We start from the raw sequence: 20327 nt of genomic DNA on the forward strand, positions 1-20327 counted from the left end.
TCAGGCCTCCTGGTCGCTGCTGCTGTCGGCGACGTCGGTCGTGACCAGCGGCGGGTAACGGTGGCTCAGGTCCCCCGACCGTCGCCGGTAGTCGACGACGAGGTCCAGCAGATCCTGGCCCCTCGGGCGTCGGCCGGGCCGTACGTCGCACGTACCGACCTTGCTCTCCTGAATGAGGACGTTGGGGTCGAGGGTGATGCCGAACAGGTCGTTCGCCGAGTCGCCGGTCACCAGACCCTCGTAACCGAAGTGGTACGGCAACCAGAGCTGGTGGATGATCCGGCCGTCCACCCGCAGTGGGGTGATCCGGTCGGTCACCAGGACCTTCGCCTCGATTGCCGCGCGGGTGCTGACCAGATGTGCCCAGCCCAGGTGGGTCAGGCCGCGGTGCGCGGCCAGCTCCGGCGACACCTCGACGAACATCTCCGGTTGCAGCTCGGCGAGGTGCGCGACGGTCCGGCTCATGCCGCCGGCCGTGTGGTGCTCGGTGAGCCTGCTGACCGTGAACACGTACGGGAAGACGTCGCTGTGCTGCTCCGGAGGGCTCGGATTGAGGGTGTTGATCGGGTGGATGTAGACCTTGCGGGCCGGGTTGGCCTGCTGCCGGTAGAGCGGGTTACGCACCGGCGACTCCACCGGCTCGTAGTGCGTCGGCAGCGGCCCGTCCAGCACGCCGCTGGGCGCGTACAGCCAGCCCTTGCCGTCGCCCTGCAGGATGAAGGGGTCGTCGCCCGCGATGCCCGCCACGCCTGAGGAGTTCGGCGCCGGCCGGTACGAGGGCGCCTTGTTCTTTTCGAAGTCCGGCACGTCGTAGCCGGTCCACTCGGCCTTTCCCGCGTCCCACCACACGTACTTCTTGCGCTCGCTCCAGGGCCTGCCGTCCGGGTCGGCCGAGGCACGGTTGTAGAGGATCCGACGGTTGGACGGCCACGCCCAGCCCCACTCGAGCGCGACCAGGGACTGCTCCGAGCCGGGCTTGCGGCGGGCGGCCTGGTTGACGCCGTCGGCGTACACGCCTGTGTAGATCCAGCAGCCTCCGGCGGTGGTGCCGTCGTCCTTCATCTCGGTGTAGCTCGACAGCGGTCGGCCGCTGGCCACGTCGTACCCGTTGATCTCGTACAGCACCGACTCGGCGCTCGGCTCGGCGTATCGGCCGTGGGTGGGGTAGTCCCAGGTGAGGTCGAGCAGCGCCCGGTCGCGGGCCAGGGTCGAGCGGGCCAGCCGTTCCCTGACGATGCGGCCGAGGTGGTAGAAGAACCACAGCTCGGAGCGGGCGTCGCCTGGCGGCTCGACGGCCTTCTCCCGCCACTGCAACAACCGCTGCGTCTGCGTGAACGTGCCCTCCTTCTCCACGTGCGAGGCGGCGGGCAGGAAGAACACCTCGGTCCGGCATTCCGCCGGCACGATCTCGCCCGTCTCGATCTCCGGGGCGTGCTGCCAGAACGTGGCGCTCTCGATCATGAACAGGTCCCGGACGACAAGCCAGTCCAGGTTCGCCATCCCCAACCGCTGGGCGCGGCCGTGCGCCGAGCCGACCGCGGGGTTCTGCCCGAGCAGGAAGTACCCCTTGATCTTCCCGTCGATCATGTTGAGCACCTGCTGGTAGGTGCCGTGGTCACCGGTCATCCGGGGCACGTAGTCGTAGCAGTAGTCGTTGTCGGCGGTCGCGGCGTCACCCCAGTACGCCTTGAGCAGGTTCACGCCGTAGGCGCGCGCGTTGCCCCAGAAGCCCTTCTGCCCGGGGTGCCGGATGCTGTCCACCCACTCGTCGAACGTCGGGTGGTCGGCGTGGTGCGGCATCGGCAGGTAGCCGGGCAGCAGGTTGAACAGCGTCGGCACGTCTGTGGAGCCCTGGATGCTCGCGTGTCCCCGCAGGGCCATGACGCCACCACCGGGCCGGCCCACGTTGCCCAGCAGCAACTGGATGATCGCGCCGGCGCGGATGTACTGGACTCCCACGCTGTGCTGGGTCCACCCGACCGAGTAGACGAGCATGCTCGTTCGCTCCCGGCCCGAGTTGGCCGTCCACGCCTGGGCCAGTTCGAGGAACTTGTCCTGCGGGATGCCGCAGACCCGCTCCACCATCTCCGGCGTGTAGCGGGAGAAGTGCCGCTTGAGGATCTGGTAGACGCAGCGCGGATGCTGCAACGTCTCGTCGCGCTGGGTGTCGCCGCCCACCGGCGCGCCGTGTGACTCGTGCTCCAGCCCGGCTGCCGTCTCCCGCTGGGTCTCGGTGTTCTGCGAGGAGACGTTCTCCTCGGCGCCCTCGTACTGCCAACTGCTCTGGTCGTAGCTGGCGTTCTCCTCGGCGAAACCGGAGAAGAGCCCGTGCAGGTCCTCGGTGTCCCGGTACTCCTCGGTCACGATGGTGGCGGCGTTCGTGTACGCCACGACGTACTCGCGGAAGTCCAGCTCGTTGTCCAGGATGTAGCGGATCACGCCGCCGAGCAGGGCGATGTCGGTGCCCGCCCGGATCGGCAGGTACGCGTCCGCCACCGCGCTCGTCCGCGTGAACCGCGGGTCGACGTGGAACACCTTCGCCCCACGGCGCTTGGCCTCCATCACCCACTGAAAGCCCACCGGATGCGCCTCGGCCATGTTCGAACCCTGGATGACGATCATGTCGGAGTTCGACAGGTCCTGCTGGAACTGGGTGGCGCCGCCGCGACCGAAGCTGGTCCCCAGACCGGGGACTGTGGCGGAGTGTCAAATACGGGCCTGGTTCTCGATCTGCAACGCCCCCATCGCGGTGAACAACTTCTTGATGAGGTAGTTCTCCTCGTTGTCGAGCGTCGCCCCGCCCAGACTGGCGAAACCGAGCGTCCGGTGGAGCGGCCGGCCCTCGTCGTCACGGTCTTCCCAGGTCTCGTCCCGGGCGGCCAGGACCCGGTCGGCGATCATGTTCATCGCCGTGTCGAGGTCGAGATCCTCCCACTCGGTGCCGTACGGCCGCCGGTAGCGGACCGTCGTCTGCCGCAACGGACTGGTCACCAGACTCTTGCTCGCCGCGCCCTTCGGACACAACCGACCCCGCGAGATCGGACTGTCCGGATCGCCCTCGATCTGCGTGACCTGCCCGTCGGCCACGTACACCCGCTGGCCACACCCCACCGCGCAGTACGGACAGACGGACCGGGCGACCGAGTCGGCGGTGTCGGTGCGGGCGGTGAGCGTCAGCGACCGGGCGGACTTGGCCGCCGCGCCCCGGCCCAACGGATCGGGGCCAGTGAGCTGGCGATAGAGCGGCCAGCGCTCGACCCAGCGGCGCACCCCCATCGCTGCACCTTCCCGACGAAAGCCACTAAATGTGAACAGTCCGACACTAGATGAGGTGCCGGCCCGGCCGCAGCAGGATCAGCAGAGCGATGCCTCCCCCGGCCAGTTTCCGCTGGCCGAGGGAGGCATGGTGGAGGGGCCCGGATCAGCTCGACGGGCGCTGAACGACCAGGCGGTCGCCGAAGGTCCGGTAGCGGTGCAGCTCCCAGAACAGCCAGCCGATGCTGACGATCGCCAGCACGACGAAGACCAGCGAACCGGAGAAGGTGTCCCACAGTGTGTGCAGGACGACGACGCCCAGGAAGGTGCCGAGGAACCCGAAGAGCCGGCCGACGCTCGGGCTGGCCAGCAGCGCCCACAGCGCCCCGGCGGTGAGCCCGGTCCAGGCGGTGTGCCCGGCGGGCGCGGTCAGGCCGCGGATGAACAGGGTCTGCTCCACCGCGCCGATGTTGCCGTGCGAGCTCAGCAGCGCGGTGAACGCGTACCCCATCGTCTCCAGCGCCGCGAAGCCCATGCCTGCGGCCACGCCGATGACAAGGCCGTCGGACGGCAGGCGGCGACGGTGCTGCGCCAGGGCCGTGAACAGCAGCACCACGGGGACGATCAGCTTCGCCGACTCCTCGATCAACGCCACGAACAGCATGGGCAGGGTGCCGAGGCCGCGCAGGGTGTCGTACTCCAGGGTGCCGGCGACCACCGTGCCGATCACCCCGCCGAAGAACGCCGACGTCACCAGCACCGACGACGGCACCTGCCAGCGCCCGGTACGGGCCTGGGCGAACGTGAGGAACGTCAGGGGCGCCAGGGTCGCTCCGAGCAGGATCAGCGCCGGCACGAAGTTCGGGTTCTGGGTGCGCACGAGGGTCCGCAGCACCGCCAGATAGAGGATCAGCCCGACGATTAGCACTCCGACCCACGCCCACCGGCGAGAACGATCACGCATACCGCGCAGTCTGGCGGATCGGTGTTACGAAGACCAGCCCGACGGCGAGCGGAGACGTTCGTGAAGTCCTCAATCCGGTTCGCGGCATCTGAGGGTCGGATATAACCGACGCACGGACGAATCCCCGACAGAGACGCTGCCATCGATGAACCGGAACCCGCCGCTCCACCCGCTGCTGCGCGCCCGGGACGCCCCGAAGCAGCCCGCGTTCATCGAGCTCTTCTTCGACCTGGTGTACGTCTTCGCGCTGACCCAGCTCACCCGCCTGCTGATCAACGACCTCACCCTCCAGGGTGGGTTCGAAGCGCTCGTGCTGTTCCTGGCGCTGTGGTGGATCTGGGTCCTGACGGCGTGGATGACGGACCAGTTCGACCCACAGCGCGCGTCCGTCCAGTGGTACGTCGTCCTGGTCATGTTCGGCATCTTCCTGATGGCGATCCAGGTGCCCGAGGGGTTCCACGGCAACGGCCCGTTCTTCGCCGCCATCTTCGCCGCCATCAGCCTCGGGCGTTTTCTCTTCGTGGTGTGGGCGGCGCGCAGAACCGTGGTGCTGAACCACGTACTGCGGGCCCGTTTCTGGTTCCTCGTCTCGGCGCTCGGCTGGATTCCCGGGGCGTTCGTCCAGGGTTGGGCCCGGGGCATCCTGTGGCTGTCGGCCCTGACCGTCGACTATGTGTCGGCGGCGCTGCGGTGGCCGACCCCGTGGCGACTGGGTCACGCGCTGGGGCCGGCGCTGGAGATCACCGCGACCCACGTCGCCGAGCGCTACCGCCAGGTGTTCATCATCGCTCTGGGCGAGATCGTCCTGGCCCTGGGCATGACCTTCACCGACACCGGTTCCGACGCGTTCACGCTCAGGCGCGCGGCGGCGATCACACTGTCGTTCGCCAGCGCCGCGCTCATGTGGCGGCTCTACGTCTACCAGGCAGGCGGCCAACTCGGCCCGGCGATCACCGCGGCGCGCGACCCGCACCGCCTCAGCCAGTGGTCCTCGTTCGCGCACATGGCCATGATCGCCGGGACCATCCTGACGGCTGTCGGATTCACGCTGGTCATGGAGCATCCGACGACGCACACGCCACCGTCCTGGGTCGCCGGCATCATCGGAGGTCCCGCCCTGTTCCTGGCCGGGCGCGTCGGCTTCGAATACGTGATCTTCGGTCGGGTGACCCTGCCTCGGCCGATCGGCATCCTCGTCCTGGCCGGCCTCTCCCCCGTGGTGGTCCACCTGCCGCCGGAGGCCACTGTGGCGTCGACGACTGCCGTTCTCATCGCGCTCGCCGCGGAGGACGCGGCGCGTGACCGTCGCAGCGCGCCGAAACTGGCGGCCCCGCCCACCTGACGAGGTCCGGCCGGGCCGACGAGGGCTGGCTGCCACAGCCCTCGGCTGGTGGGCCAAGCTGCGGCAGCCGGCGGGCTTGCGGTGACCGTCGGTCACCTCGGTCAGGGGCGGATGCGGTCGTGAGCGGTATACCTCAGAGTCATATTCATACCGCTGAGGTATACCGCTCACCAGCACATCGGCACAGCGCGCAGCCACAGCGGATGGCCAGCGCTCTTCGCCGCGACCCCAGCCCCGTCCTGATTCAGGACCTACTCGTCCAGGGCAGGTGGGCCGAGCTGCAGCAGCCGGAAGCGCTTGGTCACCACCAGGGTCTCGTCGTCGACGGTGAAGTCGGGATCGCCCAGCTCGGCGCGCACCTCGGCGCTGTGCCAGAACGACTCGTGTCCCGCTCGCCACTGCGCCACCGACTCGTCCCCCTCCCCCTCGGCCAGGGCGTGTGCCAGGTCCACGTAGGCGAGCCGGACCACCCGCACCTCGGTCACCTCGATCGCCGCCACCCGCCTCCCCCGCGAGTCGACCACCGCGGATCGCCGACCGACCTCGGGCAGCGCCTCGTTCGCGCGCTCGTATCCGATCAGCAGCGCGGACGTGGAGGTCTTCGCGCCGGACAGAATCGCGGCCACCAGCGTGTCCCGCAGCGGCCCGGGAAACCCGAACTCCACCACCGGGAGATCATCCACAACCATGAACGGAGGGTACGCCCGGGCACCAGCGACGAGGGCCAGCGTGGCATGGTCTCGTGGATGGCCACCTACGACGTCGCCCTCGTGCTGCTCGCCGACCCCTCCGGGGCGGTGCTGATGCAGCATCGCGACGAGCACGCGCCCGTCTCACCAAACCAGTGGAGCCTGCCCGGCGGCCATGTCGAGCCCGGCGAGTCGCCCGAGCAGGCGGCCCGCCGCGAGCTGCTGGAGGAGGCCGGCCTGACAGCCGGTGAGCTGCACCCGCTGTGGAGCGGCCCACGCCCGTACGAGGAAGGCTTCCCGCACACGGTCACGGTGCATGTCTTCCGCGGTGTCACCACCGCGCGACAGGAGGACGTGGTGCTGGGCGAGGGTCAGGCCATGGTGTTCGTCAGGCGCCACGAGTTACGCGATCGGGAGCTGGCGGTCTCGACCGTTGTGGCGCTGTCGCTGCACCTCGGGGACACCTGACACGCGGCGCGGGTGGTTCCCCCGGTGGCCCGGGTCTCACGGTGCCTCCGGGCGGTCGCGCCGCAGCACGGTGAAGGCTCCCGCCTCGACGGGTTCCACAGCGCTGAACCGGAAGTCGGCGGGCGTGCCGGTGGCGAACAAGCGGTCGCCGGCACCGACGATCGTCGGGAACGTGATCAGCCGGTACTCGTCGATGACGTCGGCCGCCGCCAGCGCCCGGACGAGGCTCAGGCTGCCGATCACCACGACGTCGCGCCGGGTGCGTTCGTCGGTGGCCCAGTCGACCGGGTCGCCGTCGATCGGCGCCGAGTTCGGCCAGGCCGCCGCGTCGATGCCGCTGGTGGTGGCCACCCTCTTGGGCACGGTGTTCATCACCGTGGCGTATCCCCCGTCGCGGCTCGGCCACAGCTTGGCGAAATGCTCCCAGGTGCGCCGGCCGTAGAGCTGGACGCCCTGCTCCATCCGGGCCCCGAGGCGGAACTTGTCGCCGCTGACCGGCCCGGCCCCGTGCCGGAACGCCCAGCCGCCGTGGCCGGTGCCCCCACGCCCGTCGGGGTCGGAGACCACGCCGTCCAGCGTGCAGAACTGAATGACAATGATGTCGCCCATGTGGATTCCTCTCATCGTGACGGCCCGCCGTGGACCGCTCGTACTGCACACCTACTGACGCCGCGCGCCGAACTCATCGGTCCACGCCGGGGAATCCTGGCCGTGCGTCGGCGTACGCTCTCCGGCGTGGCCGAGGCGACAGCGCAGGACCGGGACGGCCGGTACGAGGCGTACCGGGGCGACCTGCTGGCGCACTGCTACCGGATGCTCGGTTCGGTGGACGAGGCCGAGGACCTGGTGCAGGAGACGCTGCTACGAGCCTGGCGGGCCGCCGACCGGTACGACCCGGAGCTGTCGTCGTTGCGGACCTGGCTGCACCGCATCGCGACGAACGCCTGCCTCACGGCGTTGGCGGGGCGCGCTCGTCGGCCACTGCCGAGCGGGCTGAACCCGGCCGGTGACCCGTCCGCGCCGCTCATCCCGCGCCTCGACGTGCCCTGGTTGCAGCCGTTTCCGGACGCACGGCTCGGTGACCCCGCCGACGCCCTCCAGCAGCGTACGGGTCTGCGGCTCGCCCTGGTCGCGGCGCTGCAACTGCTGCCCGCTCGGCAACGCGCCGCGCTGGTGCTGCGGGAGGTGCTCCAGTTGTCGGCCGTCGAGGTGGCGCAGGCCCTGGGCAGCAGCGTCGCCTCGGTGAACAGCAGTCTGCAGCGGGCCCGAGCGACGCTGCGGGCCGCCGGGCCGGTGCTCGACGAGGTACGCGAACCGGCCGATCCCGACGAGCGCGCCGTGGTCGAGCGTTATCTGGCGGCGTTCGAGGCGGCCGACCTGGACGGCCTGACCCGCCTGCTCTCCGATGACGTGGTGCTGGAGATGCCACCGGTGGCGCTCTGGCTCGTCGGCAGAGCGCACTACCACCGGTTCCTGGAACGCGTCTTCGCCATGCGGGGCGAGGGCTGGCGCCTGGTGCCCGTGCGGGCCAACGGCACCACGGCGCTGGCGGCGTACGCCCCGGACCCGGAGGCGGGGGGCGTCCGGGCGCACTCGCTTCAGCTCTTCAGCGTGCGGGGTGGCCTGATCCGCTGCTGCGTGACGTTCGTCGACCCGACGATGTTCGACCTGTTCGGACTCCCGACGACACTTGCGGGCCACGCTCCGGAGCTGGTGCCTGTGTCAACGCCCCTGACCAGCCTGCGGCGGGCCCAGACGAGCGGCCGGGTGGGATAACCGTCAGGGCAGGAAATCGCCGGTCAGGGCGATGAGGGCGCGGGCGGCGGCGCCCGCCGGGCGGTCCACAGGCGTGGCGAGCGACGCCGTCCAGTCGAGGTCGGCGTCGGCGACGCGCAGCGTGCGTACGCCCTCGGCGTCGGCGACGGCGAAGCGGGGCAGCAGCGCGATGCCGAGGCCGTGCCGGACGTGGTCGGCGCCGGTCGCGATGTCGGGGATCTCGATCGTGACGCGCCGGGACAGGCCGGCGGTGGCGAACGCCCGGTCGGTGACGGCGCGGTTGCCGTACCCGACCGGGGAGTCGATGAAGTCCAGGCCGGCGAGTTCGTCGAGCGTCACCGCCTCGCGGGCGGCCAACGGATGGTCGTCCGGCACGACGAGGTCGATGACCGAGCGGGCCAGCTCGGTCAGGTGGATCTCCGGCGGCGGGGTGCCGGGCAGCGAGACGAACGCGAGGTCGAGCCGGCGTTCGGTGAGCGCGTCGATGAGCCCCTGGGAGCCGGCGGGGGCGACGCTCGTGTGCAGCAGGACCCCGGGGTGCCGGCGGTGGAACTCGCCGAGCAGGGCCGGCAGGTGCAGGAGCCGGGTCGACGTCATCGTGCCGATCCGCAGGGTGCCACGGAGTCCGCCGTGCACCTCGGCCACGGCGTCGCGGGCGTCGCGGGCCGCGTCGAGGGCGACGCGGGCGCGGGGCAGCAGCGCGGCGCCGGCGTCGGTGAGGAGTACGCGTTTGGAGTTGCGGTCCAGCAGCGGCGCACCCAGTTCGCGTTCCAGGGTCTTGACCGCTGCGGAGACGGCGGACTGGACGACGTGCAGGCGAGCGGCGGCGCGTGTGAAGTTCTGTTCCTCGGCCACGGCGACGAAATACTCGAGTTGGCGCAGTTCCACGCCGCCAAGTATCACCTATGGCGATCGTTACTAGCATCAACTTTCGTTGGACGTGATGATCGCGCCGGGCGACAGTGGGGTCATGTCGTCGACCACCCTGTCCTCCCGCCGGCCCGTCGCCGCGACCGCCCGCGACGAAGGATCCTCTCGCCGCCACGGCCGGGGCTTCTGGGCGATCGCCCTGGCGTTCCTGACCGCGATGGCGTTCTGCACCGTGCCGTCCCCGCTCTACCCGCTCTACATGGCCCGGGACGGCTTCTCCACGTTCATGGTCACGATCGTGTTCGCGGCGTACGCGGTGGGCGTCGTGATCAGCCTGCTGCTCGCCGGGCACGTCTCCGACTGGGTCGGCCGGAAGAAGATCCTCATCCCGGCGCTGGCGCTGGAGCTGGTCGCCGCCGCGCTGTTCCTGGGCGACGCGTCCCTGCCGGTGCTGCTTGTCGCCCGCCTGGTGAGCGGACTGGGCATCGGCATGATCACCGCGACCGCCACCGCGTACCTCCAGGAGCTGCACGCGGCGCACCGGCCCGGCGCGTCCCGCCAGCGCTTCGAGGTGGTCTCCACGGCCGCCAACATCGGTGGCCTCGGCGTGGGCGCGTTGGTCGCGGGCGTTCTCGCCCAGTACGTCCACGCGCCGCTGCGCACCCCGTACCTGGTGTTCGCCGTGCTGCTGACCGCCAGCATCGTGGCCGTCGCGGCGACCCCGGAGACCGTGCGGGAGCGGCTTGTCACACCCACGTACCGGCCGCAGCGGATCAGCGCCGACCACGGCGACCGGGCCGGGTACGTGGCCGCTGCCGCCGCCGGCTTCGCGTCGTTCGCCGTGTTCGGCCTGTTCACCTCCGTCGCCCCGGGCTTCGTCGCGGGCGCCCTGCACCTGCCGTCGCGGGCGCTGGCCGGCGCGGTCGTGTTCGCCGTGTTCGGCGGCGCCGCAGTGGCGCAGACCGTCACCAACAGGCTGCCCGCCCCGACGAAGGTACGACTCGGGCTGCTGGCGCAGGCGGTCGGCGTGCCCGTCGTGCTGGTGGGCATGCACACCGCCAGCCTGACCGCGTTCCTGGTCGGTGGCGTGGTCGCCGGTGTCGGCGCGGGCGTGCTGTTCAAGGCCGCCGTCGGCACGGTCGCGGCGATGGCCGCGCCCGCCCGGCGCGGGGAGGCCCTGGCCGGGCTGTTCCTCATCGCCTACCTGGGGATGAGCCTGCCGGCCGTCGGCATCGGGATCGCCACGCGAACCGTCAGCACGATCACGGCGATGACCTGGTTCACCGGGCTGCTGCTCGTCCTGCTCGCCGGCGTGACGGTGTTGTTCCGCCGCAGCTCCGCGACCCGCTGACCCGCCGGCCGGGTCGGGCGGACGCGGCCCGACCCCGGCCTCGGCGGTCACCGCGGCGGGTCGGACCACCACGGTTCGAGGACCACCGGGTCCGCGACATAGGCCCGCACCTGCGTACGCTCCTCCTCGGTCAACGTCAGCGCGCGCAGGCGGGCACCCCACTCGGGCACCCGATCGGTCTTGCCCAGCGCGATCGACAGCTCGATCAGGCCGGCCAGCGCCGTCGCCTGCTCGACAGCGGGGGCGTCCTCGGCACGACGGCGCATCCCGGAGTCGAGCGCCCGGTAGGCGGCCCGGTCGTCCATCTTGAACTCGCGCAGGATCCGCGCGTTGTCGAGCACCCGGGCCAACCCCTCAAGGTCCGACGACCCGCCGTACTCCAGATCCTTCGGCTCGTCGCGCTGGATGAAGACGATGGTGTTGCCCGACGGGTCGACGACGCTGAACCGCGACGCCCCGGCCCGGTAGCGGGTCAGCCGGGGCAGGCCCTTGACCAGCACCCTGCCGTGGGCGCTGCGCATCGCGTCGGCGAACGCCGCGTGGTACGGCGCAACCGCGTCGACCATCACCAGGCAGCCGCCGGTCTGCTCCTTCGCCGGGTCGAGGCCCCTCGGCGCCGGGCCGTAGTGCAGGGCGAACCCGCTGAACTGCACGACCAGGTACACGTACGGCCGCATCTGCTCGAAGGGCACCGTGAAACCGAGCGCACGCCAGAAGGCCAGGGTCTCCTCCGGCGCCGGGCAGGGCAGCAGCGGCACGGTGGTCTCGTTCGGCTGCACACGGTCCTCATTGGTCGTCATGGTCGCTCCCGGTCCGCTCGGCAGGCCGGTCATTGTGCCAGCACCGGCGGTCGGACGCGCCGGCCCCGGCCTCCTACCCAGGGAGGAGGCGCGCTCCGACCAGCGGCCGCAACCGGGGCCGTCGGTCGGACGCGACAGGGGGGAACGGCCACGAGCATCTACAGACATGACTACCGTTCTGCGTCGGGCGACACAGTGGAACCGCCCCCTCGTGCTCCTCGTCGGCGCGATGGCGATGCTCGCCGTCGTCGCCACGGTCGGCATTCTCGTCGACCCACGCGTCCTCACCGGGGCGCCGATCTGGCTCAAGCCGTTCAAGTTCGCGGTGTCCTTCGTGCTGTACGGCGCTACGCTCGCCTGGATGCTCTCCCTGCTGCCCGGGCGTAGCCGGATCGCCGAACGAGCCGTCCTGGTCATCGTCACGGTGGCGGTGCTGGAGAACGTGTGGCTCGTCGGTCAGGTGCTGCGCGGGCAGACCAGCCACTTCAACGCCAGCACCCCGCTGAACACCGCTCTGTTCGCGGCGATGGGCGCGGCGATCAGTGTGCTGTTCGTCGCGCACCTCGTCATCGGGATCGTCGTGCTGATCCGGCGGATCCCCGACCGGGTCGCCGCGACCGCCGTCGGGTGGGGGCTCGGCCTGAGCCTGCTCGGCATGCTCGCGGCGGTGCCGATGGCCCTGCCGATGCAGGACCCGGGCATCGAGGGCATCTCCGGGGCGCACAGCGTCGGCGTGGCCGACGGCGGGCCGGGGCTGCCGGTGGTCGGCTGGAGCACCACCGGCGGCGACCTGCGGATCGGGCACTTCGTGGGGCTGCACGCGCTCCAGGCCCTGCCGATCCTGGCGCTCCTGCTGACCCGTTTCGCGACCCGGCTCGACGCGCGCACCCGCGTCCGACTGCTGGTCATCGCGGGCAGCGCGTACGGCGTACTCACAGTGCTGTTGACCTGGCAGGCCCTGCGCGGGCAGCCGCTGCTGCGTCCGGACGCCCTCACCCTCGGCGTCGTCGCGGCCCTGGTGGTCGCGACGGCGACCGCAAGCAGCCTGGTCCTGACCCGCCGACGCCGCCCGGAACTGGCGCTCGCGGCATGACCGCGACGCTGTTCTCCCTGACGTTCGCGGTGGCCGCGCCGTTCTGGGCGCTGATGATCCTGGCGCCGCGCTGGTCCTGGACCGCCCGGATCATCGGCTCGCCACTGATCGTGCTGCCGGTCGTGGTGATCTACGCGCTGTTGGTGATCCCGGCGTTCGGCACGGTGCTGCCCGCCGTCGCGTCGCCGACCCTGGACGGGGTCCGCGAGCTGCTCGGCACGCCCGACGGCGCGGCGGCGGGCTGGGCGCACATGATCGCGTTCGATCTGTTCGTGGGACGGTGGGCGTGGCTGGACAGCCGTGAACGGGGGGTGCCGGCGCTGGTCATGGCTCCGGTGCTGGTGCTGACCATCCTGCTCGGACCGCTCGGGCTGGCCGCCTACCTGGCCGTGCGGGCGCGGTGGCGGCGGCCGGCGGTCGCTGCCACCGACCGCGAGCACCTAGGCTGACGGCCGTGGGGTGGCTGGGGCAACTGTTCGACACGCGGGACGCGCGCGTGCGGATGGCGCTGCTCGACCTCAGCGGGTTGGGTTACCTGCTCGTCGTGCCCCACCCTCACCTCACGCCGACCGTGACGCAGTGGATCCTCGCGGTGGCCGCGTTCGCCGGCGCGCTCGTGACGTACCGCCGGCCGGTGGTCAACCTGGTCCTCCAGACGGCGTTGCTGGCCGTCGCGATCTGCCTCATCGACGACGTCACCATCAACCAGGTGGGCGCGAGCTGGGCCCTGCTCGAGGTCACCATGCGCGCGGGTCGCGCCCGCACCATCTGGCTGACCGCCGGGCTGCTGGCCGCCGTCGACCTGACCGACTCGATCGGCGACCCGCTGCGCCAGGTCGCCTCCGGCGTCGTCGGGCTGGGCCTGGAGGTCGGCGTTCCGGTGCTGCTCGGCCTGGTCATCCGGGCCAACCGGGAGCTGGGTCGGCAGACCGTGGAGCGGGCGCTGGCGGAGCAGCGACGTCGCGAGTCGGAGAGCCGCGCCGCGCGCGCCGACGAGCGCAGCGCCATCGCCCGCGAGCTGCACGACGTCGTCGCCCACCACGTGGCGTCGATGGTGCTGCGGGTCGGCGTGGCCCGGCACGTCCTCACCGACCTGGACCCCCGGGTGGACGAGGTGTTCGACGACGTGCACGGCACGGGCACCGCGGCCCTGGCGGAGCTGCGCCGGCTGGTCGCGGTGCTGCGCGACCCCGACGGGGTACGCGGCGACGCGGCGCTGACCGCGATCGAGCCCTCGGCGCTCCCCTCGGCGCTCGGCGCCGCCGTCGACCGGGGCCGCCAGGCCGGCATCACAGTGGAGGCCGACATCGACGCGGCGATCGGCGCGCTCGACGCCGTGCGTGGCCTGGCCGTGCTGCGGCTGACCCAGGAGGCGCTCACCAACGTGGCGCGGCACGCCGGGCCGTCCGCGCGGGCCCACCTGGTGGTCGCCGTGCACGACGGGGCGGTGCACTGGGAGGTCACCGACGACGGGGGCGGGGTCGACGGCGACAGCGCGCCGACGGCGGTGCCAGCCGGCGGCGGCCACGGCATCACCGGGATGCGGGAACGCGTCGAGGTCCTCGGCGGCCTGCTGGAGGCGGGCCCGACCGGCACGGGCTGGCGGGTGCGGACCGTCCTGCCGAACACACTCCCCGAGACCGCCGCCGCGACGCCTGTCGGGTCGGCGCCCCGGACCCGCGAGGCCCCGGCCGGGTCACCGACCCCGGAGCTCGCGTGATCCGCGTCCTGCTTGTCGACGACCAGCATCTCATTCGCGCGGGGCTGCGCATGCTGTGCGACGCGCAGCCCGACATCGAGGTCGTCGGTGAGGCCGACAACGGCCGCGAGGCGGTCACCCTCGCCGCGCGGCTCATCCCCGACGTCGTCGTCATGGACCTGCGCATGCCCGGCGTCGACGGGATCACCGCGACCGGGCGGATCCTCGCCGAGCGTCCCGCCACCCGGGTGCTGGTGCTGACCACCTTCGGCGACGACGACCACCTTTATCCCGCGCTGAGCGCCGGTGCGTGCGGCTTCCTGCTCAAGGACGCGCCCCCTACCGAGCTGCTGGACGGCATCCGTCGGGCCGCCGCCGGCGACAGCCCGTTCAGCCCCGAGGTGCTGCACCGCCTCGTCCAGCGCGCCGTGCGTGCCCGCGCCGCGCCACCCCGACAGGTCCAGGGGCTGACCGCGCGCGAGCAGGACGTGCTGACACTCGTCGCCGAGGGCCTGTCCAACACCGAGATCGCCGAGCGACTCCACATCGGCGTCACCACCGTCAAGACCCACATCACGAGCCTCATGACCAAGACCGACAGCCCCAACCGCGTACGCCTGGCGCTGTTCGCGCGCGGCGCCTGAGCCTCCGGGCGCGTCCGCTACCGGCCGCAGGCGTAGCCCTGCATGCCTCTCGGGTTCGCCCCGGCGGCGAGCACACCCGTCGCGGGGTCCCGGGTCACGGCGCAGAGCCGGCCCAGACTCCACGCGTCGGCGAGCCGCACCTCGTGCCCGTACGCCCGCAGGGCCGCCACCACGTCGGCGTCGAGCCGGTCCTCCACAAGCAGGACGCCGGGCTCCGAGTCGCGGGGATAGAACGACCCGGGCAGGCTGACGGTGTGCCACGCGGGCGCGTCAATGGCCTCCTGCAGGTGCCGGCCCCCGACCAGGTGACGCAGCAGGAAGGGCACCTGCCACTGGTCCTGCTGGTCGCCGCCGGGTGTGCCGCAGGCCAGGATCGGCTCCCCGTCGCGGTGCACCATCGTCGGGCTCAGCGTGGTGCGCGGTCGGCGGCCCGGGGCCAGCGACGAGGCGAGGCCCTCCTCCAACCAGAACATCTGCAACCGACTGCCCAGCGGAAACCCGAGCTGCGGGATCGTGGGCGAACTCTGCAACCAACCCCCACTCGGCGTCGCCGAGATCATGTTGCCCCACCTGTCGACGACGTCCACGTGGCAGGTGTCGCCCCTGGTCACCCCGTCGGAGCGCACCGTCGGCTCCCCCGTCGTGGGGTCCGATGAATCGACCCGGTGGCCGACCCCGGACCGGACGTGCGCGGGCAGACGCGGCGACGCCCCGTCCGGCCGTCCCGGCCGCAGCTCGGCAGACGCGCGGTCACCGATCAGGGCCGCCCGCTCCCGCGCGTACTCCGGGGAGAGCAGCGCCGTGGCGGGCACCTCGGCGCTGTCGCCGTACCACGCCTCGCGATCGGCGAAGGCGAGCTTCAGCGCCTCCACCTGGGCGTGGATGCCGGCGGCGGTCGCCGTCTCGTACGCGCCGGTGTCGTCGAGCGCGTCGAGGGTGGCTAGCGTCTCCAGCAGCACCGGGCCCTGGCCCCAGAACCCGGTCTTCGCCACCGAGTAGCCGTGCCAGTCGAGGGTGGCAGGGGCCTCCCAGGTCGCCGAGTACGAGGCCAGGTCGTCGCCGGTGACCAGCCCGGCGTGCGCGCGCCCACTGGAGTCACGGAACGGCTGACGGCTGAACTCGTCGATCGCCTCGGCCACGAAGCCCGTACCCCAGGCGCGGCGTGCGGCCTCGATCTGCGCCTCCCGGTCGGCGCCGGCCGCCTGACCGGCCTCGACAAGTCGGCGCAGGGTCTGCGCGTACACCGGATTGGTGAACCTCTCCCCCGCGGCGGGTGGCCGGCCGCCGCGCAGCCAGAGCTGGGCGGACGTGGGCCAGTGCTCCTCGAACAGCGACCGTACGGCCGCCACCGTCGCACCCACGCTGCCCACCAGGGGGTGACCGGCGGCGGCGTAGCCGATCGCCGGTTCGAGGACGTCGGCCAGGGACATCGTGCCGTGCTCGCGCAGCAGCAGGAACCACGCGTCGACCGCGCCGGGCACTGCCGCCGCCAGCGGGCCCGCGCCCGGAATGAGATCCATGCCGAGGGACCGGAAGTGCGCGGTGGTCGCGCCGGCCGGCGCGGGACCCTGCCCGCACAGCACCTTCGGGCGAGGGTCCTGGGCGGTCGCCACGATGGCCGGCACCTCGCCCCCCGGGCCGTTGAGGTGCGGCTCGACGACGTGCAGGACGAACCCGGCGGTGACCGCGGCGTCGAAGGCGTTCCCGCCGCGTTCGAGGATCCCCATCGCGGACTGGCTGGCGAGCCAGTGCGTCGACGACACCATGCCGAAGGTTCCCTGCAACGTCGGTCGGGTGGTGAACGTCATGACAACACCTCACTCGTGTGCGCGGCCCGGAGCGTACGACGGGGGCGACGGGTCAGGGCCGGCGGGGCCGGGCGTGCAGGGCCGCCCGCAGCGCCGGACCGAAGACCCGCCGGACGTCGGTCGGTGACAGGGTGTCGATCGACCGGATCGGGTTCAGGTACCGCGTGAAGATCAACCCTCCGAGTACGCCGACGGCGGCGGTGGCGCGCTCCGTCGCGTCGGAGCCGCCGAGAAATTCAGCGATGCGGAGGCGCAGCTCACCGTCGAGGTAGTCACGCAGGGCGCGCATCGTCTCGTCGTCCCGCACCGCCATCCGGTTCTCGGCGGGCACGCCGGCGTCCCACAGACCGGTGACCGAGTCGAGCAGACGGTCGGCCAGACCGGCCTGATCGCCCCGCAGAGCCTGGTCCAGGGCGGTGGGGTCGACGCACAGCAGGTTCAGTGACTGGCTGAAGAGGCCCTGCTTGGAGCCGAAGTGATAGCTGATGAGCGCCGGATCGACCCCCGCGGCGGCGGCGACCGCCCGCACCGTCGTACCCGGGTAGCCGTGCGCGCGGAACAGGTCGCGGGCGGCCGCGGCGATGCGGGCCCGGGTATCGGGATTGCCACGGGGTCGACCTCGGGTTTTATTCAACACAGTTGAATAATGCGCTCCCGCGCTGGCACGGTCAACGCCGTCACCACCACAACGAGGAGTGCACAGATGCGTACCGTCGTCTTCGGCGCCACCGGACCCACCGGACGCCAGATCACCGAGCAGGCCCTGACCGCCGGCCACGAGGTCGTCGCGGTCACCCGCCGCCCCGACGACATCCGGCCCCGCGCCGGCCTCACCGTGATCGGCGCCGATGTCGCCGACCCCGACGCGGTCGACCGGGCCGTCGCCGGCAGCGATGCCGTCCTGTCCAGCCTGGGCGTACCGCTCAGCCCGAGACCGATAAGCGTCTACTCACGAGGCAACGCGCACATCGTCGCGGCGATGAACCGCCACCGCGTGCGGCGGCTCGTCACGGTCAGCTCCAGCGTCCTGGACCCGACCTGGCGACCCAGCGGCGAGTTCTTCTTCAACAACGTGCTGGATCCACTGTTCAACCGCCGGGTGGGCCGCACCGCCCACGAGGACATGCGCCGGATGGAGACACTCGTACGCTCCAGCGACCTGGACTGGACCATCGCCCGCCCGTCCGGCCTGTTCGACCACCCCACCACGACGCGCTACGAGGTGGCCGAGAACGTCGCGGACGGCCTGTTCACGGCACGCGCGGACCTGGCGGCGAGCATGCTGGCGCAGGTGACCGACGACCAATTCGTCCGGCGGGCGATGGCCGTGATCACCACCGAGGTCCGGCCGAGCATCGCGGGACTGCTGTGGCGGGAGGCCGTCGTCAGGAAGAAGTGACGCCGCGCGGCGCTCACCGCCCGGCAGATCCTCACGACAACCATGGCAGGGCGAGTAGGGATCTGATGCGCTCCTCGTCCGGATGAGGTGGCGCCCACCGTACGGCTGCGTGCTAGCCGCGCGCCCACTCCGGCGGCGGCAGCACGGCCAGTTGCGGTTCCCCGGAGATCGGCGCCAGCGCATTTACGACCCGGAGGTCGCCGTCCGCAGCCGCGTCCTCATCGGTCGTGACTCGGCCGCTGCTTCCGTCGGAGCTGACCAGTAGCCAACGGTCGGGATAGACGCTGCCGTCGTCGACCAGAGCCCGTACCCCGAAGGTACGCGCCAAACTGATGGCGAGATCCCGCTCGTTCTCTCCGGTGGCATCGGCGAGTTCCGTGTCACCGGTGAGAATCCAGCCGAATCCCTCGTCCTCGTCTGGCGGGGTGAACATGACCACCGGGCGTGGATCGTCCGCCGACCGGTCCTCGATCCGGCCGACGTAAACGGCGTCGGGGGCGATGCCGTAATCCTGCTGCAGATGCCGGCGCAGCGCGTCCGCGGGCAACTCGTCCTCGAAGTGAATCTGGTACAGCTCGGTTCGACCGCGTACGTGCGGCCGTTCACCTCGTACCGTTGACGGTCCGGGTAATCCCCGGCCCGGCAGGCAAGATCCCGCTCAAGCCGCCGCACCCGAGACACCACCTCGACAGCGCTGGGGGATGACGTAGCGCTGGCTCATTGGCTGTGGGTCCGTACGTGCCCTGAGCTACCAGAGGAGCAGAACGACGCCCTCTCGTCCTGGTCACGTGATACCCGCAGTATTGGGTGCAGATCATCCTTTGTGCGGGTTAGCCCGACGGGGCATCGACATCAATTGCACTCCAATAAGGTCTGTCTCCTCATTTCAGTGCGAGGAGGACGTGGATGTCAAGAATGCGGGGGGCTGCCGTCATCGCGGCGACCTTGATGACAACGACTGCAATGGTGAGCAGTCCGGCCGCGGCCGATTCGCCCCAGTTGACGAACCAGCAGATCGCGGCCATGTCGCCCAGCGAGCAAGGCGTTCTGCTACAGCCACTGCGGGCTATCGCGGATGCGGCCGCTTCGGTCGGGGCTCGGTCTCACAGCGGCGTCTTCTCGGGCCTCGAGCTGGATGGGACGACTGGAACGATCAAGATCTATCTGACGGATCTCAGTGCCACGAAGAGCTTCCTCGCTGCGGTGAGGAAGACCGATCCGACGATCGAAGCGGACCGGATCGAGCTGAAGCAGGGTCGTCACACTCTCGGCGAGTTGAAGGCAGCGAGTGAGCGACTCATCAGCGAGCAGCAGCGTACGGACCTGTCGATCGAGAGCGTGGCAGTACCCGCCGACGGCAGTGCTCTGACGGTTCGCGCACGGGATGTCGTACGCGCCGCGGAGGCGTTGACACCGTCCGCCGTCGCTCGGCGGCCCGTCGCCGACCTCGTCGGCGTTCCTACAGTCGTCGAACCGGCTCCCGCGATGGCCGACGTCTCGCGGCGGCGGGACACCCCCCAGTGGATCTCGGGCGAGGCGTTGAGCGCATCGGGGACGACGCAGAGCGAAGGATACGACTGCACGTCGGGTCTACCTGCCCGCCGGAACTCCGACGGGCGGTCCTTCCTCATCACGGCTGGGCACTGCTTCGCCAACAGCGTGACGGTCTACACCGGCTGGGAGAGCGGTGGACGCAACAAGATCGGAGTTACCACCACCCGATCCGATTATTACGACGCGGTGGCAATCGACACCTCCTCCACGGGAACGACAGCGAGCCGGACGTGGGACGGAAAGTCGGGCAACTACACGGTCAACGACGTGACCAGTTCTGGTCTCTCCTACGCCGGAGATTGGGTCTGCCACACGGGCTACGTCTCCGGTGTCGTGTGCGGCATCCAGGTGACCAAGAGTTGGCTTACCTGGGTGGGGTCCAACGGCGTCACCCACGGCGGCGTCGAAGGCCTGCAACGCGACGGCCTCGCGGCGGCTCGACCCGGTGACAGCGGAGGGCTCGTGTTCAACGTCAGTGCCAACGTTCGTCAGGCTCGCGGAATCGTGAGCGCGAGTGGCGGCTCGATGGCGAGGTGGACGGAGGCGCCGGCCATCTTCAACATCCTCGGAATGTCACTCGCGCCCTGACTCTGACATCGGCGCTTTCCCCGCGTA

Annotated in this window: 19 protein-coding genes; 10 read left to right on the plus strand and 9 right to left on the minus strand. The window is 71.1% G+C overall.

Going from position 1 to position 20327, the window contains the following annotated elements; all coding sequences use genetic code 11:
• Window positions 1-3276: a formate dehydrogenase gene (gene fdh / locus OOJ91_RS06655; RefSeq protein ID WP_266243615.1), complete on the minus strand. Its 3276-nt coding sequence runs from the start codon at window positions 3274-3276 to the stop codon at window positions 1-3.
• A 145-nt stretch (window positions 3277-3421) separates the two neighbouring features.
• Window positions 3422-4219 carry a PrsW family intramembrane metalloprotease gene (locus tag OOJ91_RS06660; protein ID WP_266243617.1) on the minus strand — a complete coding sequence of 266 codons (798 nt, stop codon included), beginning with the start codon at window positions 4217-4219 and terminating at the stop codon, window positions 3422-3424.
• A 145-nt stretch (window positions 4220-4364) separates the two neighbouring features.
• Here OOJ91_RS06660 and OOJ91_RS06665 point away from each other — a divergent pair, with 145 nt between their 5' ends.
• Window positions 4365-5561 (plus strand): low temperature requirement protein A, encoded by a 1197-nt coding sequence (locus tag OOJ91_RS06665; RefSeq protein ID WP_266243619.1) that lies wholly within the window; start codon window positions 4365-4367, stop codon window positions 5559-5561.
• A gap of 251 nt (window positions 5562-5812) precedes the next feature.
• Here OOJ91_RS06665 and OOJ91_RS06670 read toward each other — a convergent pair whose 3' ends face one another.
• Window positions 5813-6250, minus strand: coding sequence for an ASCH domain-containing protein (locus tag OOJ91_RS06670; RefSeq protein WP_266243622.1), 438 nt, complete (start codon window positions 6248-6250; stop codon window positions 5813-5815).
• Window positions 6251-6307: 57 nt separating this feature from the next.
• On the opposite strand from OOJ91_RS06670, the gene OOJ91_RS06675 reads away from it, so the two are divergent.
• Complete coding sequence (locus tag OOJ91_RS06675; protein WP_266243623.1) at window positions 6308-6718, plus strand: NUDIX hydrolase; 411 nt, start codon at window positions 6308-6310, stop codon at window positions 6716-6718.
• 36 nt (window positions 6719-6754) lie between these two features.
• Here OOJ91_RS06675 and OOJ91_RS06680 read toward each other — a convergent pair whose 3' ends face one another.
• The gene (locus tag OOJ91_RS06680; protein ID WP_266243625.1) at window positions 6755-7327 is read right to left on the minus strand and encodes a dihydrofolate reductase family protein; all 573 of its coding nucleotides are present in this window, start codon (window positions 7325-7327) and stop codon (window positions 6755-6757) included.
• Between the two features lie 126 nt (window positions 7328-7453).
• Here OOJ91_RS06680 and OOJ91_RS06685 point away from each other — a divergent pair, with 126 nt between their 5' ends.
• Window positions 7454-8494, plus strand: a complete 1041-nt coding sequence (locus OOJ91_RS06685; protein WP_266243627.1) for an RNA polymerase subunit sigma-70 — start codon at window positions 7454-7456, stop codon at window positions 8492-8494.
• Window positions 8495-8497: 3 nt separating this feature from the next.
• On the opposite strand, the gene OOJ91_RS06690 is transcribed toward OOJ91_RS06685, so the two are convergent.
• Window positions 8498-9382, minus strand: a complete 885-nt coding sequence (locus tag OOJ91_RS06690; protein WP_266243629.1) for a LysR family transcriptional regulator — start codon at window positions 9380-9382, stop codon at window positions 8498-8500.
• Between the two features lie 82 nt (window positions 9383-9464).
• On the opposite strand from OOJ91_RS06690, the gene OOJ91_RS06695 reads away from it, so the two are divergent.
• Entirely contained in the window at window positions 9465-10715 is a 1251-nt protein-coding gene (locus OOJ91_RS06695) for an MFS transporter (RefSeq protein WP_266243631.1), read from the plus strand.
• Between the two features lie 47 nt (window positions 10716-10762).
• Here OOJ91_RS06695 and OOJ91_RS06700 read toward each other — a convergent pair whose 3' ends face one another.
• Window positions 10763-11515, minus strand: a complete 753-nt coding sequence (locus OOJ91_RS06700) for a glyoxalase (protein ID WP_266243633.1) — start codon at window positions 11513-11515, stop codon at window positions 10763-10765.
• 166 nt (window positions 11516-11681) lie between these two features.
• Between OOJ91_RS06700 and OOJ91_RS06705 the strand changes: the two genes are divergently transcribed.
• From OOJ91_RS06705 to OOJ91_RS06720, 4 genes are read left to right on the plus strand one after another with little or no spacing between them, the layout of a single operon-like run.
• Complete coding sequence (locus OOJ91_RS06705; RefSeq protein ID WP_266243636.1) at window positions 11682-12608, plus strand: hypothetical protein; 927 nt, start codon at window positions 11682-11684, stop codon at window positions 12606-12608.
• A complete protein-coding gene (locus OOJ91_RS06710) occupies window positions 12605-13057 on the plus strand; it encodes an ABA4-like family protein (protein WP_266243639.1) in 453 nt (150 codons plus the stop codon). The genes OOJ91_RS06705 and OOJ91_RS06710 overlap by 4 nt, the downstream gene beginning before the upstream one ends.
• A 5-nt stretch (window positions 13058-13062) precedes the next feature.
• On the plus strand, window positions 13063-14328 hold the full coding sequence (locus OOJ91_RS06715; protein WP_266243641.1) for a sensor histidine kinase: 1266 nt from the start codon (window positions 13063-13065) through the stop codon (window positions 14326-14328).
• Window positions 14325-14951 carry a response regulator gene (locus OOJ91_RS06720; RefSeq protein WP_266243643.1) on the plus strand — a complete coding sequence of 209 codons (627 nt, stop codon included), beginning with the start codon at window positions 14325-14327 and terminating at the stop codon, window positions 14949-14951. Before OOJ91_RS06715 ends, OOJ91_RS06720 begins: the two co-directional genes overlap by 4 nt.
• A gap of 17 nt (window positions 14952-14968) precedes the next feature.
• Here the strand turns inward: OOJ91_RS06720 and OOJ91_RS06725 are convergent, their stop codons facing one another.
• Both OOJ91_RS06725 and OOJ91_RS06730 read right to left on the minus strand, forming a co-directional pair.
• Complete coding sequence (locus OOJ91_RS06725; RefSeq protein ID WP_266243646.1) at window positions 14969-16759, minus strand: gamma-glutamyltransferase family protein; 1791 nt, start codon at window positions 16757-16759, stop codon at window positions 14969-14971.
• Between the two features lie 52 nt (window positions 16760-16811).
• Window positions 16812-17396: a TetR family transcriptional regulator gene (locus tag OOJ91_RS06730; RefSeq protein ID WP_266243648.1), complete on the minus strand. Its 585-nt coding sequence runs from the start codon at window positions 17394-17396 to the stop codon at window positions 16812-16814.
• Window positions 17397-17462: 66 nt separating this feature from the next.
• Here OOJ91_RS06730 and OOJ91_RS06735 point away from each other — a divergent pair, with 66 nt between their 5' ends.
• Complete coding sequence (locus tag OOJ91_RS06735; RefSeq protein WP_266243650.1) at window positions 17463-18158, plus strand: NAD(P)-dependent oxidoreductase; 696 nt, start codon at window positions 17463-17465, stop codon at window positions 18156-18158.
• Window positions 18159-18270: 112 nt separating this feature from the next.
• On the opposite strand, the gene OOJ91_RS06740 is transcribed toward OOJ91_RS06735, so the two are convergent.
• Entirely contained in the window at window positions 18271-18705 is a 435-nt protein-coding gene (locus tag OOJ91_RS06740; RefSeq protein ID WP_266243652.1) for a hypothetical protein, read from the minus strand.
• Window positions 18706-19064: 359 nt separating this feature from the next.
• Between OOJ91_RS06740 and OOJ91_RS06745 the strand changes: the two genes are divergently transcribed.
• Complete coding sequence (locus OOJ91_RS06745) at window positions 19065-20300, plus strand: hypothetical protein (RefSeq protein ID WP_266243654.1); 1236 nt, start codon at window positions 19065-19067, stop codon at window positions 20298-20300.
• Window positions 20301-20327 lie beyond the last annotated feature (27 nt).

It is taken from the genome of Micromonospora lupini, from assembly GCF_026342015.1.
Lineage (GTDB): Bacteria > Actinomycetota > Actinomycetes > Mycobacteriales > Micromonosporaceae > Micromonospora > Micromonospora lupini_B.

Excerpts from the sequence above, each read along its gene's own strand:
- OOJ91_RS06660 (WP_266243617.1), bottom strand. The coding sequence starts at position 4,219 with ATGCGTGATCGTTCTCGCCGGTGGGCGTGGGTCGGAGTGCTAATCGTC.
- OOJ91_RS06665 (WP_266243619.1), top strand. The coding sequence starts at position 4,365 with ATGAACCGGAACCCGCCGCTCCACCCGCTGCTGCGCGCCCGGGACGCC.
- OOJ91_RS06670 (WP_266243622.1), bottom strand. The coding sequence starts at position 6,250 with ATGGTTGTGGATGATCTCCCGGTGGTGGAGTTCGGGTTTCCCGGGCCG.
- OOJ91_RS06675 (WP_266243623.1), top strand. The coding sequence starts at position 6,308 with ATGGCCACCTACGACGTCGCCCTCGTGCTGCTCGCCGACCCCTCCGGG.
- OOJ91_RS06680 (WP_266243625.1), bottom strand. The coding sequence starts at position 7,327 with ATGGGCGACATCATTGTCATTCAGTTCTGCACGCTGGACGGCGTGGTC.
- OOJ91_RS06695 (WP_266243631.1), top strand. The coding sequence starts at position 9,465 with ATGTCGTCGACCACCCTGTCCTCCCGCCGGCCCGTCGCCGCGACCGCC.
- OOJ91_RS06700 (WP_266243633.1), bottom strand. The coding sequence starts at position 11,515 with ATGACGACCAATGAGGACCGTGTGCAGCCGAACGAGACCACCGTGCCG.
- OOJ91_RS06705 (WP_266243636.1), top strand. The coding sequence starts at position 11,682 with ATGACTACCGTTCTGCGTCGGGCGACACAGTGGAACCGCCCCCTCGTG.
- OOJ91_RS06710 (WP_266243639.1), top strand. The coding sequence starts at position 12,605 with ATGACCGCGACGCTGTTCTCCCTGACGTTCGCGGTGGCCGCGCCGTTC.
- OOJ91_RS06725 (WP_266243646.1), bottom strand. The coding sequence starts at position 16,759 with ATGACGTTCACCACCCGACCGACGTTGCAGGGAACCTTCGGCATGGTG.
- OOJ91_RS06735 (WP_266243650.1), top strand. The coding sequence starts at position 17,463 with ATGCGTACCGTCGTCTTCGGCGCCACCGGACCCACCGGACGCCAGATC.
- OOJ91_RS06745 (WP_266243654.1), top strand. The coding sequence starts at position 19,065 with ATGTCAAGAATGCGGGGGGCTGCCGTCATCGCGGCGACCTTGATGACA.